This is a genomic window from Collinsella aerofaciens (assembly GCF_015561195.1).
Classification (GTDB): domain Bacteria; phylum Actinomycetota; class Coriobacteriia; order Coriobacteriales; family Coriobacteriaceae; genus Collinsella; species Collinsella aerofaciens_AC.
Genome location: NZ_JADMSU010000002.1, coordinates 200,922 through 216,506, shown reverse-complemented (window position 1 = coordinate 216,506; position 15,585 = coordinate 200,922). Strand labels below are relative to the sequence as shown.

The 15,585-nt window shown below is 60.8% G+C and carries 13 protein-coding genes; 8 read left to right on the top strand and 5 right to left on the bottom strand.

The features are described from left to right. Positions 1-116 precede the first annotated feature (116 nt). The 3 genes from I2H81_RS10360 to I2H81_RS03190 are packed head-to-tail and all read right to left on the bottom strand — an operon-like array spanning position 117 to position 4,459. Complete coding sequence (locus I2H81_RS10360) at positions 117-2,294, bottom strand: MurT ligase domain-containing protein (protein WP_229108038.1); 2,178 nt, start codon at positions 2,292-2,294, stop codon at positions 117-119. A 45-nt stretch (positions 2,295-2,339) separates the two neighbouring features. Beyond that, positions 2,340-3,383 (bottom strand): hypothetical protein, encoded by a 1,044-nt coding sequence (locus tag I2H81_RS03195; protein WP_195644525.1) that lies wholly within the window; start codon positions 3,381-3,383, stop codon positions 2,340-2,342. Then, a complete protein-coding gene (locus I2H81_RS03190; protein WP_195644524.1) occupies positions 3,383-4,459 on the bottom strand; it encodes a tetratricopeptide repeat protein in 1,077 nt (358 codons plus the stop codon). Before I2H81_RS03190 ends, I2H81_RS03195 begins: the two co-directional genes overlap by 1 nt. A gap of 500 nt (positions 4,460-4,959) precedes the next feature. On the opposite strand from I2H81_RS03190, the gene I2H81_RS03185 reads away from it, so the two are divergent. From I2H81_RS03185 to I2H81_RS03160, 6 genes are all read left to right on the top strand, one after another. Continuing rightward, positions 4,960-6,183 carry an iron-containing alcohol dehydrogenase gene (locus I2H81_RS03185; RefSeq protein WP_195644523.1) on the top strand — a complete coding sequence of 408 codons (1,224 nt, stop codon included), beginning with the start codon at positions 4,960-4,962 and terminating at the stop codon, positions 6,181-6,183. A gap of 85 nt (positions 6,184-6,268) precedes the next feature. Then, complete coding sequence (locus tag I2H81_RS03180; RefSeq protein ID WP_195644522.1) at positions 6,269-7,369, top strand: glycerol dehydrogenase; 1,101 nt, start codon at positions 6,269-6,271, stop codon at positions 7,367-7,369. 147 nt (positions 7,370-7,516) lie between these two features. Beyond that, the gene (locus I2H81_RS03175; RefSeq protein ID WP_195644521.1) at positions 7,517-8,584 is read left to right on the top strand and encodes a glycerol dehydrogenase; all 1,068 of its coding nucleotides are present in this window, start codon (positions 7,517-7,519) and stop codon (positions 8,582-8,584) included. Between the two features lie 151 nt (positions 8,585-8,735). Further along, complete coding sequence (locus I2H81_RS03170) at positions 8,736-9,989, top strand: 4Fe-4S binding protein (RefSeq protein WP_195644520.1); 1,254 nt, start codon at positions 8,736-8,738, stop codon at positions 9,987-9,989. Positions 9,990-10,103: 114 nt separating this feature from the next. After that, positions 10,104-11,180 (top strand): redox-regulated ATPase YchF, encoded by a 1,077-nt coding sequence (ychF, locus tag I2H81_RS03165; RefSeq protein WP_035136922.1) that lies wholly within the window; start codon positions 10,104-10,106, stop codon positions 11,178-11,180. 11 nt (positions 11,181-11,191) lie between these two features. Further along, positions 11,192-11,575: a DUF1648 domain-containing protein gene (locus I2H81_RS03160; protein ID WP_099432711.1), complete on the top strand. Its 384-nt coding sequence runs from the start codon at positions 11,192-11,194 to the stop codon at positions 11,573-11,575. 9 nt (positions 11,576-11,584) lie between these two features. Here I2H81_RS03160 and I2H81_RS03155 read toward each other — a convergent pair whose 3' ends face one another. Further along, a complete protein-coding gene (locus I2H81_RS03155; protein ID WP_195644519.1) occupies positions 11,585-11,974 on the bottom strand; it encodes a hypothetical protein in 390 nt (129 codons plus the stop codon). Between the two features lie 76 nt (positions 11,975-12,050). Here I2H81_RS03155 and I2H81_RS03150 point away from each other — a divergent pair, with 76 nt between their 5' ends. Then, on the top strand, positions 12,051-12,269 hold the full coding sequence (locus I2H81_RS03150; RefSeq protein ID WP_117757405.1) for a helix-turn-helix domain-containing protein: 219 nt from the start codon (positions 12,051-12,053) through the stop codon (positions 12,267-12,269). A gap of 321 nt (positions 12,270-12,590) precedes the next feature. Here the strand turns inward: I2H81_RS03150 and I2H81_RS03145 are convergent, their stop codons facing one another. Next, positions 12,591-13,604: an asparaginase gene (locus I2H81_RS03145; protein WP_195644518.1), complete on the bottom strand. Its 1,014-nt coding sequence runs from the start codon at positions 13,602-13,604 to the stop codon at positions 12,591-12,593. 267 nt (positions 13,605-13,871) lie between these two features. Between I2H81_RS03145 and guaA the strand changes: the two genes are divergently transcribed. Next, entirely contained in the window at positions 13,872-15,470 is a 1,599-nt protein-coding gene (guaA, locus tag I2H81_RS03140) for a glutamine-hydrolyzing GMP synthase (protein ID WP_195644517.1), read from the top strand. Positions 15,471-15,585: the final 115 nt, after the last annotated feature.

The following is a 15,585-nucleotide window of genomic DNA, read 5'->3' as shown; positions in this document are numbered from 1 at the left end:
GAATATCTCAATCTGTAACAGTAAGACGACTTTCAACGGCCTAGATGTTACAGATCGAGACAAACAAACGTGGCAGATCAAAACCACCACAAAGGTGCCTGTCCCCTTTGTGGTGGTTAGGGGAGAAGCTTCATCGCGGCGTCGTGGGCGGCGTGCTCGTAGGTGTCGTCGAGGCGCTTGAGCGGCAGCAGGGCTGTGGCCTGCGCATCGCCGCGGCGCTCGAGGGCGTGGGTAATGAGCCAGTCGGCGAGCTCGGGGTTCTTGGGCAGTGCCGGTCCGTGCAGGTACGTGCCGATGACGCCCTTGTAGACGAGGCCCTCAAAGCCATCGTCGCCGTTGTTACCGGTGCCCGTGACAACGGACGTTCCGAGTGGTGTGGCCTCTGCATCGAGCAGGGTGCGGCCGCCGTGGTTCTCAAATCCCACAAAGGGCTCGGGTGCCAGGTCGGTCTTGACGGCGACGTTGCCGATCAGGCGGTCGGAGCCGCGCACAGTCTCGGCGGCAATGACGCCCAGACCCTCAATGCGATCTTCGCCCATGTAGTACGAACGGCCGAGTAGCTGATAGCTGCCACAGATGGCAAGCAGTGTGCCGCCAACCTCAACATAGGCCGCGACCTTGTCTTTTTGGGCGAGCAACTCGTGTGCCACGGCTAGCTGGTCGCGGTCGGAGCCGCCGCCCATCATGACGATATCGGCATCGGCCAAATCAAGCGTCTCGCCCATGCGGACCTCGTCCACGCGCACGGGAATGCCGCGCCAGGCGCAGCGGCGCTCAAGCGCAATAACGTTGCCGCCGTCGCCGTAGAGGTTGAGGGCATCGGGGTACAGATAGACGATACGCAGGGGGCGCGAAAGCTCGGCCGGCGCAATATCGGTGGGGACAGCGCTGCCATCGGCGCGCGTTACGGCGTGGGAGGCTACCGAGTTCGTATCGGTGCCTTTGAGCCCGTCGAGCTCCTTGACCAGCGGCGGAAAGGCCGTGTAGTTGGCGACGGCATAGAAAGTGTCGCCGGCGGCTTCATCCGCAACGGCGCCAATTGCCTGCGCGACGTCCGAGATAATCGCGGCATCGATGCCGGCGTACTTGAGGCGTACCTGCATGTCGTGCGCACGCGTGCCTCCGGCAAAGGCGACAAGACCCGGCGTGTCGGCGATGCGCTCGAAGTCGACATCGTAGATCCACGAGACATCGTGGCCGTCGGCATCGTTATCGTTGAGGTAGAAAGCGCAGAGCCTGCCACCTGCCGTTTTAATGGACTGAATCTGACGATCGAAGCCCACGGGATTCTTGGCCAGGTTTGCCTCGACGGTGCGGCCGGCAATGTTCCAGCGGCCCATGCGTCCGCCGGCGGGGACGTAGGCGTCGAGCGTGGGCTGCAGGCATGCGGCGTCCACGCCCAACTCGCGTGCCGCAAAGAAGGCTGCGGCTACGTTGTAGACCATGTACAGGCCGTTGTAGCGCGTGGCGATGCGCGTTGCGGGTGCGTCGGTATCGGGTCCAAAGACCAGGTCAAAGCCGTAGCCGTCGCAGCCGAGCTCCACGCCCGTCACGCGACGGACCAGCGCGGGACGCTCCCATCCGCACGAAGGGCAATGATAGGCTCCGAGCTGTCCGTACTGCACATAGTCGTACTCCAACGGTGCGTTGCACTGTGAGCAAAAACGCGAGTCGCTAATGCGGTCGGACTCGGTGCCCGTGGCACCGTCGATGCCAAAGGCGATGCTTGCGTTGGGAACGCGCGCGGCGATCGCGGCACACAGCGGGTCGTCTGCGTTGTAGATGAGCGTTGTTACCGGAGAGAGTTCCAACGCATGGGCGATGACGTCTTGGGTATGGTCGATCTCGCCGTAGCGGTCTAGCTGGTCGCGGAACAGGTTGAGCAGCACAAAGTACGTCGGCTTGAGCTTGGGCAGAACGCGTACGGTGTAGAGCTCGTCGCACTCAAAAACGCCCACGCGCTTGCCGCTGCTGGTGTGCTTAAGGCCGCCGCGGGCTTCGAGCAGAGCACCCACCACACCAGGCTCCATATTGTTGCCGGCGCGGTTGCACACCACGGTAGCGCCGCTGGCAGCAACGGCGTCGGCGATGAGGTTGGAGGTGGTGGTCTTGCCATTAGTACCGGTAATCACTACGCTGCGGTCGACAAGGCCGGCGAGGTCGCTCAGCAGCTCGGGGTCGATCTTCATGGCGATGCGGCCGGGGAGTACGCCGCCCTGGCGTTTAAGGATAGAGCGCAGCCCCCAGCGGGCGATATCGCTCGAGGCGCAGGCGAGAGATGAGCGGAAGTTCATGAAGTCGTTCCTAACGTAGATGACATGGTCGTGACGTTTGCGCCGTTAAAAGCCGTAACGGCGCGCAAATTCCTGGGCAAGCTGCGATACGTCTTCGCAAGCGCTGGCCCAGGGGGCAAAGTCGGGGGTGTCCGAGATAATGCCGTCGGCCTCCCAAACTGCCTGGTGCGAAAGGTCCCAGGGGTCGTGCGGCTCGGGTCGGCAGGGAAGATACGGCGTCTGGTACATGGGGTTCAGCAAAAAGAACGCGCCGCCCTCGCAGCGGTTGGCAAACTCGCGCAGCGCGCGTGTCGCCGGGCGCATCTTGTTCGTTTTGAACAGCAAGATCGTGCGGGCGAGCAGGTACCAAGGAGAGTTTTCGAGTGCGTCTGCCCCCATCTGCTCCTCGAGCTGGTGGGCCAGGGCAAAAAAGCCGTCCTGGTCTTCCAGGCGGGCGAGGGCGAGCAGCACGGTGCCGGCGGCTCGGGTGGGATAGCCTTCCGCCTTAAGAACGCGGCGAGCATAGTTGGCGGCAGCACGGTAGCGGGCGCTCGCCATGCACAGCTGCGAGATGGCCTCGAGCGTGTGGAGCCACCCGATAAGGGCCGGCTCGCTCACGGTAAGGTCCGCTGCGGTGACACCGTCGGCCAAAACATTATTGGCCCAGTAGTGCGGGGCCTCCATATCAAACCCGGGCACGCTCTGTTGCAGGTAGTCGGCCGTGCTCGTCTCGAGCTTCATCAGGTCGCCCAGGCAGGCGTCGACGGGCGTGTCCGCCAAAATGATGGCGAGCAGCTGGGCATCGACAGCCAGCGCATCGATGCGGACGATCTTGAGCAGCTCATCACGCATATCGTCGAACAGGCGGTTGCGCGTCTGCTCGAACTCCTCGTCGCTGCCCATGTCCTCAATGCGATGGAGCTCGTCGAGCAGGTGGCGATGAACACCGGCATAGGACAGCAGCGCCTGAGCATGCTCGGACTGCGCGTACTTGTTAGGATTCGCACTGATGTCGTTATGGACAAGCTCGCGTGCTGCATCAGTGAGCTCGGGGTGCGACGCCAGATAGGTGCGCTCCAAGTAGGCGGGGATGTAGACGCTCGGATCCATTAGAGGTCCCCTCCCTTAAATGGAAGCCCCTGCTCGGCTGCGCGCAGGATGCGCTCGTCGATCTGGGAGCGCACGATGTCGTTGGTGGCGACCCAGGCGGCAAAGCTGGCGTTGTCGGGCGCGCCTAGACCCTCCTGTAGCACCGGCGTCGCCTCGGACAGGGCAAGGACGAGCTCATCGGTGGAGCCCACGCCCACGTTGACGCGGGCATAGACGCCATCGGGAAACTCGGTTTGGAAGTAGAGCGCCTCGGCTGCGTGCGGGCACGAGCGCGCAAGGATGCGCAGGTAGTGTTCGGCGCCCTCGTAATCCAGCTCGCGCCAGGCAGCGCTCATCAGCGCGATGAGCGTCCACGGGTCCAAGTCGCGTTCTGCATCCTTGGGACGACGGCGCAGCGGCGTGTTGGCGAGATAGGGGACGGAGTGGGCAGAGCGAAAGCGCTTGAGCTCCTCAGCGGGGTATTCGAGCTTTGCCATGGCGAGCATTGCGGTGTGGCGGACGCCGGCAGGATCGTTGGGGGCAAAGTCGAGGCTGCGGTTTGCGGCTTCGAGCGACATGCGGTAGCGGCCGCTAATGAGCGCGCGCGATGCCAAGGCGGCAAGCCAGCGCAGGTAGGGACGGCGGGTCAGGTCGCCTGCGGCCTCACGCTCGTAGGGGTCCTGCGCCGAGGCAATCTTGAGCGCCAGATCGTGCTCCACCTCGTCGCACTTGGACACCAGATATTGCACGTATTCCTCGTTGGATTCGGCGGTGAGCGCCGTCAGCATGCGCTGGGCATCCCAGTTGGCCGGATCGAGCGCGGCTGCCTCGCGGAGCATGTTCTCGGCTGCGGCTTCTTCTTGCTCTGCCTGGGCGTCGTCGGGGATAAAGGGGATGCGGTAGTCGACAGCCTCGACCACCTTGGCAATGAGGTGCCCGGCGCGGTCGCGGTCGTGCACGATGAGCGGTGCAGGGTTGCGGGTGAATTGTTCCATCAGACGCTCTACGGCGGCACCGTCGGTGAGCGGGATATTGTCGCGGCGCAAGGCCTCAAGAACGAGGCGATGGCAATCCTCTTGAATGGGATCGAATGCCATGGGGCCTCCTTTGCTGCGGTTAGGGTTCAAATGTCTCTATATAAGGTTCTAGTTTACCCGCATGTGGCACACCGGGGGTACCGCACTTGGACTTGCACCTTTGCACCACGAAGACGGATGTCGCACAAATGTCGGCACCTTGGACGACCGAGTGGTATCACGGTGCCGCAAACGGTCGATATTTGGCGGCGAACGGTGCATATTTTGGAGGGGCACCGTCCTGCCCGGGATATGTAGTCAACCTTGATAAAACGTTTGCCCAGCTTGGGGGTATGGATGCCACACAAGGGTCTTCGGGGATAGAAAAAACGTTTCATCATTGGCGGCTTTAGGTGAATAACTGACCAACCAGAACGGTAAAATAGTGTTTGTCTAAGCGTTGAGACGTTTAGACATCGTGCATTGTCATCGCCGGCAACGCACAAAACGGTCCTAACGGAGCCAATCGGGTGCTCCGTTATATACACAAGTCTAAGAGGGGCTTGTTTAGGAGGCACAGTATGGGACGTTTTACCAATCCTCGCGATCTGTACTTTGGTGAGGGCGCTCGCCACGAGGTGAAGAACCTCAAGGGCAAGAAGGCCATCATCGTTTCTGGCGGCAGCTCTATGCGTCGCGGCGGGTTCTTGCAGGACGTCGAGGCCGACCTCAAAGAGGCCGGCATGGAGGTCAAGCTGTTCGAGGGCGTTGAGTCCGACCCGTCCATCGAGACGGTCATGAAGGGCGCCGAGGCCATGCGCGAGTTCGAGCCCGACTGGATTATCGCCATCGGCGGCGGCTCGCCCATCGATGCCGCTAAGGCCATGTGGGTCTTCTACGAGTATCCCGAGGAGTCCTTCGATAACATCATCCAGCCGTTCAGCTTCCCCGAGCTGCGTCAGAAGGCTCACTTCTGCGCCATTTCCTCCACCTCCGGTACCGCTACCGAGGTCACTGCCTTCTCCGTCATTACCGACTACGCCAAGGGCATCAAGTACCCGCTGGCCGACTTCAACATCACTCCTGATGTCGCCATCGTCGACCCCGAGCTCACCTACACCATGCCCGCCAAGCTGTGCGCTCACACCGGCATGGATGCTCTGACCCACTGCATGGAGGCCTACGTTTCCACCTTCGCCTCTATGTTCACCGACGCCAACGCTCTGCACGGCATCCGCGAGATTGTCGAGTGGCTGCCCAAGTCCTATGCTGGCGACCATGAGGCCCGTCAGCACATGCACGAGGCTCAGTGCATCGCCGGTATCGCCTTCTCCTCGGGCCTGCTCGGCATCGTTCACTCCATGGCTCACAAGACCGGTGCTGCCTTCGAGAACGGCCACATCATCCACGGTGCTGCTAACGCCATGTACCTGGGCAAGGTTATCCAGTGGAACTCCAAGGATCCCCGTGCTGCCGAGCGTTACGCTTACGTGGCCAAGGAGATCCTGCACCTTCCCGGCGAGACCAACGAGGAGCTCATCGCTGCGCTCGTCCAGAAGATTCGCGACCTCAACGACCAGCTCAACATTCCGCAGTCCATCAAGGATTACGCGAATGGTGGCGTGAAGGTCGATGCCGAGAACCCGCAGATGGTTTCCGAGGAGGAGTTCCTCGCCAAGCTGCCCGAGATCGCCGCGAACGCCGAGACCGACGCCTGCACGCCGGAGAACCCGCGTGAGACCAAGGCTGCCGACTTCGAGAAGATCCTCAAGGCCTGCTACTACGACACCGACATCGATTTCTAATCGACTCTTGTTATCGTAACGAGGGGCTCCGCACGTATCCGTACGGAGCCCCTTTCTTTTTAATTAATTAGAGAATGGGATAATTATGGCTGCAATTTTCAATAGCCCCAGCAAGTACATCCAGGGCCCGGACGAGCTGGCCAAGCTCGGCTCCTATGTCGAGCCGCTCGGCGCTAAGGCCCTCGTCATCGTGACGCCTTCGGGCAAGAAGCGCGTCGGTGCCAAGATCGAGGGCGGCTTTGCCGAGGCTAAGGCCGAGCTGCTGTTTGAGGACTTTAACGGCGAGTGCTCCAAGGGCGAGGTCGATCGCCTGGTTGCGCTCGCGCGCGACAACGGTTGCGACATCATCGTCGGCGTCGGTGGCGGCAAGATCCTCGACACCGCGAAGGCCGTCGCCTATTACCTGGAGTCCCCGGTTATCATTTGCCCCACCATCGCGTCGACCGACGCACCGTGCTCGGCGCTTTCGGTGCTCTACACCGACGACGGCCAGTTCGATAAATATCTCTTCCTTAAGGCAAACCCCAACATTGTCCTGATGGATACGACGGTTATCGCGGCGAGCCCGGTGCGCCTGACGGTTTCCGGTATGGGCGATGCGCTCGCAACTTACTTTGAGGCCCAGGCAACGCATGATGCCGACGGTGGCACTTGCGCCGGCGGCAAGGGCGGAATGGCCGGCCTGGCGCTCGCCAAGCTCTGCTACGAGACGCTTATGGCCGATGGCGTCAAGGCCAAGGTCGCGCTGGAGAAGGGTGCGCTCACGCCTGCAGTCGAGCATATCATCGAGGCCAATACGCTGCTTTCGGGCATTGGCTTTGAGAGCTCGGGCCTTGCTGCTGCTCATGCCATCCACAATGGCCTGACGATGCTGCCCGAGTGCCACGGCATGTATCACGGCGAGAAGGTCGCCTTTGGCACCATCGTTCAGCTGGTACTCGAGGATGCTCCGACTGAGAAACTCGAGGAAGTCTTGGGCTTCTGCATTGAGCTGGGCCTGCCGGTCACGATGAAGGAACTTGGCGTTGCCGAGCTTACGCGCGAACAGGCCATGATTATTGCCGAGGCCGCCTGCGCGCCCGATGACACCATGTGCAATATGCCGTTTGAGGTGACGCCCGAGATGGTCGCAAACGCCATCCTGGGTGCCGACGCGCTGGGACACTACTATCTCATGGATGAGTAAATCAAGCTAAGGAAGGGGCAAAGCCAGCAGACGGCTTTGCCCCTTTTTGCTATGGTGCAAACTAACCTGACCCCATCGCACCAAGTTGGTGCAAGGGGGTCAGGTTACTTTGCACCAATCGTTGTTTGATGAAGGGCGGATTCTCGTATGGCGCTTCCTATGGTTTACGGCGGTCCTGGCCGGTATGTTCAGGGGCCGGGCGAACTCTCGCGTCAGGGCAGGTATTTGTCATGGTTGGGCTGCGCTGCCTATGTTTTGTTTGACCAGGGCACCGAGGATCGGCTGTGCAGGCAGATCGTCGATGGATTTCTGGATGAAGATCTAAGCGAGCCGTTCTTTAAGATTTACAACGGTCCGTGTACGGAAGATGCCGTTGTCGAAATGGCCAAGGAAGCCCGGGCCGAGTATTGCGACATGGTGGTGGGCATTGGCGGCGGCAAGATGCTCGATATCGCCAAGGCAGTAGCGTTTTATGCCGAGCTGCCGTTGTGTGTATGCCCCACGGCGGCCTCAATGGATGGTCCGTGCAGCGCGATTTCGGTGTTGTATCACGAGGACGGGTCGTTCGACCGCTACCTGATGCTCGAGAAGAATCCAGATCTGGTCGTAGTCGATACCAACGTGGTTGCTGCGGCCCCACTGCGTATGACGGTCGCCGGTATGGGCGACGCGCTGGCAACGTACTTCGAGGCGCGTTCGTGTGCCGCGGCGAGAGGTGCGAACGAGCACGGTGGCGCGCCGGGGCACTTGGCACTGGTCGCGGCACGTGCCTGCTGCGACACGCTTATGGAATGCGGCGTCGCTGCCAAGCGCGATCTCAAAAAGGGGCGTACATCGCCGGCGGTTGAGCGCCTGATCGAGTGCAACATCCTGCTTTCGGGCGTTGGCTTTGAGAGCGGTGGCTTGGCGTTGGCGCATGCCATCGCCAACGGTCTGACGATCCTGCCCGAGTGCAAGGCCATGCATGGCGAGGCCGTGGCATTTGGCCTGGTGGTGCAGCTGCGTCTGGAGCGTGCGCCAGAGCTTGAACAGGTGCTCGAGTTTTGTCAGCGCGTCGGTCTGCCGACGACGCTCGAGGAGCTGGGCCTTGGCGAGATTTCCGATGCCGACCTGATGAGCGTTGCGGATGCGGCCTTTAGAAACGAACGCAATATGGCCAACGAGCAGGCCAAGGTGACCAAACAAAAGCTTGTCGAGCTCATGCGCGAGGCATAGTTTGGCGCTTGATTGACCTTGTGCAATCGAGGCGGCGATAGGCCATGGGCTATTTGCCGCAAAGATGCTCCGCGTGTAATTTGCCCGAGGCGTGGACCGATGGCGTATCATTATCTCTTGCTTGTTTGCACTGCTCAGGGAGGGGCCGCGCATGGCGCAGGAACACGATCTGTTTGATGACATTATCGAGATCAGCAAGGGTTTCGACTTTCTTAAAAACCCGCTTGGCGGTGTGACCGATGCACTCGATCCGTCGGCGCCGCAGTGGAATCCTGCCGACTACAAGGAGCGTCCGCGCGGCAACACGATTCCGTGCTTGACCTGCAAAAACGAAAAGAGCGGCTGCACCGCGTGTATGGATGTGTGCCCGGTCAACGCCATCGAGGTCGAGGAAGACGCCATCGAGATCCTCGATTCCTGTCGCAAGTGCGGCCTGTGCGCTGCCGCCTGCCCGACTGAGGCGATTATTTCGCCGCGCCTGGCGCCCAAAAACCTGTATGACGACATTGTCTCGGCAGCTACGAGCCACGAGACCGCCTACGTCACCTGCACACGCGCCCTCAAGCGCATGCCGCGCGAGAACGAGGTCGTCGTCGCCTGCGTGGGCGATATTACTGCCGAGACCTGGTTCTCGGTGCTGGCCGACTATCCCAACGTGAGCGTCTACCTGCCACTGGGCGTGTGCGATAAGTGCCGCAACACCGGCGGTGAGGACATTCTGGGCGAGGCAATCGCCACTGCCGAGGAGTGGGCCGGTACGGGCATGGGCCTGGAGGTCGACCCCAAGAGCCTCAAGTGCCATAAACGCCGCGAGTACGAGCGCAAGGAGTACATGGAAAAGATCGCCCGCACCACGGGCCTTACCGTGACAAAGCTCAATCCGGCAACGGCGGCACTGGCCTCGGTGACGCAGAAGCTCAAAGCCCATCGCCATCAGATTACTCAGTTGGAGCGTACGCTCAACACCATGTGCGGCACCACGACGACCAAGCGTCGCCGTTCGCTCACGCACGGGCGGCAGCTGGTGCTCTCGACATTGCAAAACCACCCCGAGCTTGCCCAGAACATGCAGGTGAGCACGCCGGAGTGCGATTTTGACAAGTGCACGTCGTGCGGCGAGTGCGTCAATGTATGTCCCACGTTCGCCTGCGATCTGGTGGGAAGCGGCCGCTTTGCACTGGAGTCCACGTATTGCCTAGGCTGCGGAGCCTGCGTCAAGGTGTGCCCCGAGCATGCGCTTAAGTTGGTTGAGCATGATGCATCCAACCTGGTCGTCGTCGATCCCGAGGCCGAGGAAAAGGCCGCCCAGAAGGCTAAGGCCCACGAAGAAGCCCAGAAGGTCAAGGCCGAGGCAAAGGCCAAGCTCGACAAGATGCTCGACCAGGTGGAGAAGCTCGCGGACTAGCCAGCGACCCCCATCTCTGCTTCATTCGTGCCGCCGTGGCGTCCGGGTTCGCCCAGATGCTGCGGCGGCGCTATACTTATGCAGTTTGAAATGCTTGTACCAAAAGGAGCTGTCGTGTCCCTTTCCATCGGTATCGTGGGCCTGCCCAACGTGGGCAAGTCGACGCTGTTCACCGCGCTTACCAAAAAGACCGGCCTTGCCGCCAACTACCCGTTTGCCACGATCGACCCCAACGTGGGTATCGTCGATGTGCCCGATAGCCGCCTACAAAAGCTCGCCGACATCGTCAACCCGGGCCGCATCGTGCCGGCTACGGTCGAGTTCGTCGACATCGCAGGTCTGGTGAAGGGCGCCAACGAGGGCGAGGGCCTGGGCAACCAGTTCTTGGCAAACATCCGCGAGACCGACGCCATCTGCGAGGTCGTGCGCTACTTTAAGGATCCCAACGTCATGCGTGAGGTGGGCCGCACGGGCGAGTTCGTCGATCCTGCCGGCGATGCCGACACCATCATGACCGAGCTCATCTTGGCCGACATGGGTACGCTCGAGAAGCAGCTGCCCAAGCTCGAGAAGGAGGCCAAGCGCGACAAGGAACTCATGCCCAAGTTCGAGGTCGCCAAGCGCCTGCTTGCCTGGCTCAACGAAGGCAAGCGCGCCGCGTCCATGGAGATGACCGACGAGGAGCGCGCCGCTGCCAAGGGCCTGTTCCTGCTCACTATGAAGCCCATCCTGTATGTGGCCAACGTGGACGAGGATATGCTCAACGACGATCTGGCGCCCATCGATGGTGTTAAGCCGCTGCCCATCTGCGCCAAGATCGAGGCCGAGCTTTCCGAGCTCGATCCTGAGGACGCCGCCGACTACCTGGAGAGCTTGGGCCTGGAGCAGCCCGGTCTGGACGTGCTCGCACAGGCGGCCTATAAGCTGCTCGGTCTGCAGTCGTTCTTTACGGCCGGCGAGATGGAGGTCAAGGCCTGGACGGTTCGTCAGGGCGCGACCGCCCCGCAGGCTGCCGGCGTTATCCACACCGACTTTGAGCGTGGCTTTATTAAGGCCGAGGTCATTGGCTATGACGACTACATCGAGCTCGGCGGTGAGCAGGGCGCCAAGGCCGCCGGCAAGCTGCGTATTGAGGGCAAGGACTATGTCATGGCCGATGGCGACGTCGTGCACTTCCGCTTTAACGTGTAAGGACGACGCACATGTTTAAATATGGCAAAAAAGCCGGCTACATGGGTATTGCGCTGCTCGTGCTTGCGGTGATTCCGCTGGTGGTCGCAGCGTGTGTTATCCCCAACATTGGTCCCGAGGTGGCAACAAAGTTTAATGCCGCCGGCGAGGCGACGCGCTGGGGCAAGAGCTACGAGTTGCTGGCGCTGCCGGTGCTCAACCTGTTGCTGAGCGTGGCGACGTACTTTACGGCAGGACGCCAGGCTAAAAACAATGATGACTCCGCCGCCATGGCGCGCATCGTGTGCGAGCGCTACCTGCGCAACGGTTGCATCACGGGTGTGTTCCTCAACGTGATCAACGTTTACTTTATGTACTCGGCGATTACCGGAACGGGCTTTGGCCTTGGTTTCTAGCTTGTCCTTTTAGGCAACGAGCCTGCACATATATTCAATGGCTGCTGCGAGGCCGCCGCTCGATCGTGGTTTAAAGACCATGTCGGCGGCGGCCTCGTTTTCGTATCCGGCGCCGCGAAGAGTGAGCGCGGTACCGGCTTCCAGGAGAAGCGGCAGACCGCGTTGACTGGTTGCGATTACGGCAGCCTGATTGAGCGAGCAGCTGTGCGCTTGGCATTGGATGGCAAGTTCACCTTGCGCCGGGCAAGGGGCCAGAACGGCGGCGACGCGACTTGATAACAATGCAAATGCTGTGCACTCATCGGGCGAAAGACATTCTGCTTCAACGACGACGAGCTTGGGCGGTGCGCTGTTTGTGCGAAGCGTGGCTCGGTACATGCGGACCGAAGAACCCGACATAGAAAACTCCTGTGTATTCGGCAAAACGTAAACTATAGTTTACGTTTATGTTCGGCTCCATTTCAAACTCGGCTGCATGGACGAACGTGCGAAACAGATTCTTGGCAAGCGAGTCGAGCAGACGCGCAGGGACCTTGGCATCTCCAAGGTCGATTTTTGTGTGGCAGCAGGAATCAGCCGCCCCTATCTCGACAGAATCGAAGATGGAACGGCAAATTTCACGCTCAAGGTTCTATTTAAGATCGCGCCCGCCCTTGGCATGACGGTGTCAGAGCTTCTCGAGGGTATCGAATAGGGCGTTCCCCCGCTGCTAATTGACGCTCTTTGGGTGGGTCCCCCTGGTTGCGATGTGCAAAATCGCGAGTATTCAGCACCTGTTCAGCCGTAGATGGTAGCTCGGGCGGCTGGCTTTGCCTTTTGACAGTAGTTAATCCACACGCTAAATAAAAATGTGGAATAAATATTTACTAGACGGTCCCCTCGTACTAAAAGTTCGTCTAACAATCGGCCGATCTTATGCCTCCGGCGGAGAAATTGCAGAATACTCCGATTTTTGCACGGCTCGAGGGGGACCACCTGTCGTTTGAGGCTGCGATAAGTGGAACTGCCTTAGGGATTACGCCATCGGGATGCGGTCGTGGTTGACTTGGCTGTAGAACAGGCGCTGGATCTCGGCGGCATCGCGTGACTGGCCGAGTGCCCACATGGTCTTGGCCACGAGCGTCTCGGTGGTCATGTCGTCGCCGCGCAGAATGCTCGGATGATCGGCGTAAGCACGGCCAACCTCATAAACACCCAGGTCAAGGCCCTCTTCTGGGACCTGCGTGGTCATAACGACGGTGCGGCCCGAATCGACCCAGCGGAAAATTGCCTCTTGGAACGACTCGCCCGACTCGCCAAACTCGGGAATACCGCCAATGCCAAAGGTCTCAAGGATTACAGCGTCGTAGCTATCGGCAAGGGCGTCGAGGATGCCCGGGTTTACGCCGGGCGTGAGCTTGAGTACAAATACGCGCGGGTCGATGCTGTCGTAGAAATGCACCGGGTTTTCGCCCTGATGCGTGCCGTGAAGCCCGTTGCGCACGATGCGGTCGTTGCGGATATAGGCGATGGGCGGATAGTTGACGCTAATGAACGCGTTAAAGCTCATGGTGCGCTGTTTGCGGGCGCGCGTGCCGGCAATGGCTACGCCGCCAAACACGATTGAGACGTCGTGCGAGTGCTCGTCGAGCGCATAGAGCAGGCTCTGGTACAGGTTGAGCTTGGCGTCGGTAAAGGGATTGCCCATGGGCTTTTGCGAGCCGGTGAGTACGATAGGCTTGGGGCTGTCCTGAATCAGATAGGAAAGCGCCGCCGCGGTATAGCTCATGGTGTCGGTGCCGTGCAGAATCACGAAGCCGTCGTGGTCGGCATAACCCTCGACGATGACGTCGCGGATACGCATCCAGTCACTGGGGCGCATATTGGTGCTGTCGATGTTCATGGGCTGCACGACGTCGAGCTCGCAGAGGCCCGAGATCTCGGGGACGCTCTGGGCGAGCTCCTCACCGGTCAGGGCGGGGGAGAGGCCGTTGCCGTCCTCGGTCGATGCGATGGTGCCGCCCGTGGCGATGAGAAGGATGCGCTTCATGCTGGTATTCCTATCGTATTTGCCGCCGCAGAGGCGGAGTCGTTCGGCAGTATTGTGGCACAGGGCGTCCAATGTTCAAACGTATTACATCATCTGTAACGTTTGGTAACACTTCAATCGCCGTCAAATAGGGCCCAGGTCGTGCGTTTGCCGTGCGCTGATGGCTGCGAGGGACGAGAAACCCCATATAACGTGTACACTATGAAAGCTGTTTTCGTTTATTCGCGCGGGTGGGCACCGGCTCCCCGCCAACAAGAGGGGGAAACCATGGATCAAAAGGCTTCCGCAAAGGTCCTCGTACTCGACTTTGGTGCGCAGTACGGTCAGCTCATTGCCCGTCGCGTCCGCGACCTCAACGTGTATTCCGAGATCGTTCCCTGCGACATCTCGGCCGACGAGATTCGCGAGATGAACGCCTCTGCGCTCATCCTTTCCGGCGGCCCGGCCTCTGTGTACGCCGAGGACGCTCCGTCCATCGACCCCGCCATCTTTGACCTGGGTCTTCCCGTCCTGGGCTTTTGCTACGGCCATCAGATCACGGCCGTGACGCTCGGCGGCAAGGTCGGTCACTCCGAGGTGGGCGAGTACGGCCGCGCCACTATTACGCGCACTGCCGGCGCCAAGCTCTTTAACTCCACGCCCATGGAGCAGACCGTGTGGATGAGCCACCGCGACGCCGTGTCCGAGGTGCCCGAGGGCTTTACCGTTACCGCCAGCACCGACGTGTGCCCGGTTGCCGCCATGGAGTGCGTCGAGCGCAAGATCTTCACCACGCAGTTCCACCCCGAGGTCAAGCACTCCGAGTACGGTCAGCAGCTGCTGAGCAACTTCCTGTTTGAGATCTGCGGCCTGGAGCCCAACTGGAGCATGGACAACCTGGTCGAGACCATGACGGCCGAGTTCCGCGAGAAGGTCGGCGACGACCGCGTGATTCTGGCCCTGTCCGGCGGCGTCGACTCCTCCGTCGTGGCTGCGCTGGGCGCCCGCGCCGTGGGCAAGCAGATGACCTGCGTGTTTATCAACCACGGCCTGCTGCGCAAGGGTGAGCCCGAGCAGGTGGAGGAGGTCTTCACCAAGCAGTTTGACGTCGACTTTATCCACGTCCACGCCGAGGACCGCTATGCCGAGCTTCTGGCCGGCGTGACCGAGCCCGAGGAGAAGCGTCGCATCATTGGCACGCAGTTCTGGAAAGAGTTTTTCGCCGTGGCGCAGCAGCTCGAGACCGATGGCAAGCCGGTCAAGTACCTGGCTCAGGGCACCATCTACCCCGACATCATCGAGTCCGGCGCTCGCAAGACGGGCGGCAAGACGGCCACCATCAAGAGCCATCACAACCTGATTCCGTTCCCCGAGGGCGTACACTTCGACCTCATTGAGCCGCTCGACCACTTCTTTAAGGACGAGGTCCGTGCGCTTGGTCTGGCGCTCGGCCTGCCGGGTCATATCGTGTTCCGTCAGCCCTTCCCGGGCCCGGGTCTGGCCATCCGCGTCATCGGTGCGGTCGACAAGGAGAAGCTCGAGATCCTCAAGAACGCCGACGCCATCGTGCGTGAGGAGCTCGACGCCTACAACCAGCGTCTGTTTGAGCAGACCGGCGAGCGCAACTCCGAGCACAGCTGCTGGCAGTATTTCGCGGTCCTGCCCGACATTAAGTCCGTCGGCGTTATGGGCGACGAGCGCACTTATCAGCGCCCGATCATCCTGCGCGCCGTCGAGTCCAGCGACGCCATGACCGCCGACTGGGCCAAGCTGCCCTACGACGTGTTGGCCCGCATTTCCGGCCGCATCGTGGCCGAGGTCCCCGGCGCCAATCGCGTGTGCTACGACATCACGTCCAAGCCGCCCGCGACGATCGAGTGGGAATAGTAAATAGCCCTTTGCGAGGGAGGTCGGATACGGCCTCCCTCGTTTTTTATTTGCGTGCCATGGGTGCTTGTGCACCGTGGTGTATGTGGTACATGCAAACCAGCTACGCAATCTC

Coding starts and splice junctions, on each gene's coding strand:
- I2H81_RS03195 (WP_195644525.1), bottom strand. CDS start 3,383: ATGGATCCGAGCGTCTACATCCCCGCCTACTTGGAGCGCACCTATCTG.
- I2H81_RS03155 (WP_195644519.1), bottom strand. CDS start 11,974: ATGTCGGGTTCTTCGGTCCGCATGTACCGAGCCACGCTTCGCACAAAC.
- I2H81_RS03170 (WP_195644520.1), top strand. CDS start 8,736: ATGGCGCAGGAACACGATCTGTTTGATGACATTATCGAGATCAGCAAG.
- I2H81_RS03145 (WP_195644518.1), bottom strand. CDS start 13,604: ATGAAGCGCATCCTTCTCATCGCCACGGGCGGCACCATCGCATCGACC.
- I2H81_RS03180 (WP_195644522.1), top strand. CDS start 6,269: ATGGCTGCAATTTTCAATAGCCCCAGCAAGTACATCCAGGGCCCGGAC.
- I2H81_RS03190 (WP_195644524.1), bottom strand. CDS start 4,459: ATGGCATTCGATCCCATTCAAGAGGATTGCCATCGCCTCGTTCTTGAG.
- I2H81_RS03160 (WP_099432711.1), top strand. CDS start 11,192: ATGTTTAAATATGGCAAAAAAGCCGGCTACATGGGTATTGCGCTGCTC.
- I2H81_RS10360 (WP_229108038.1), bottom strand. CDS start 2,294: ATGAACTTCCGCTCATCTCTCGCCTGCGCCTCGAGCGATATCGCCCGC.
- I2H81_RS03150 (WP_117757405.1), top strand. CDS start 12,051: ATGGACGAACGTGCGAAACAGATTCTTGGCAAGCGAGTCGAGCAGACG.
- guaA (WP_195644517.1), top strand. CDS start 13,872: ATGGATCAAAAGGCTTCCGCAAAGGTCCTCGTACTCGACTTTGGTGCG.
- I2H81_RS03175 (WP_195644521.1), top strand. CDS start 7,517: ATGGCGCTTCCTATGGTTTACGGCGGTCCTGGCCGGTATGTTCAGGGG.
- I2H81_RS03185 (WP_195644523.1), top strand. CDS start 4,960: ATGGGACGTTTTACCAATCCTCGCGATCTGTACTTTGGTGAGGGCGCT.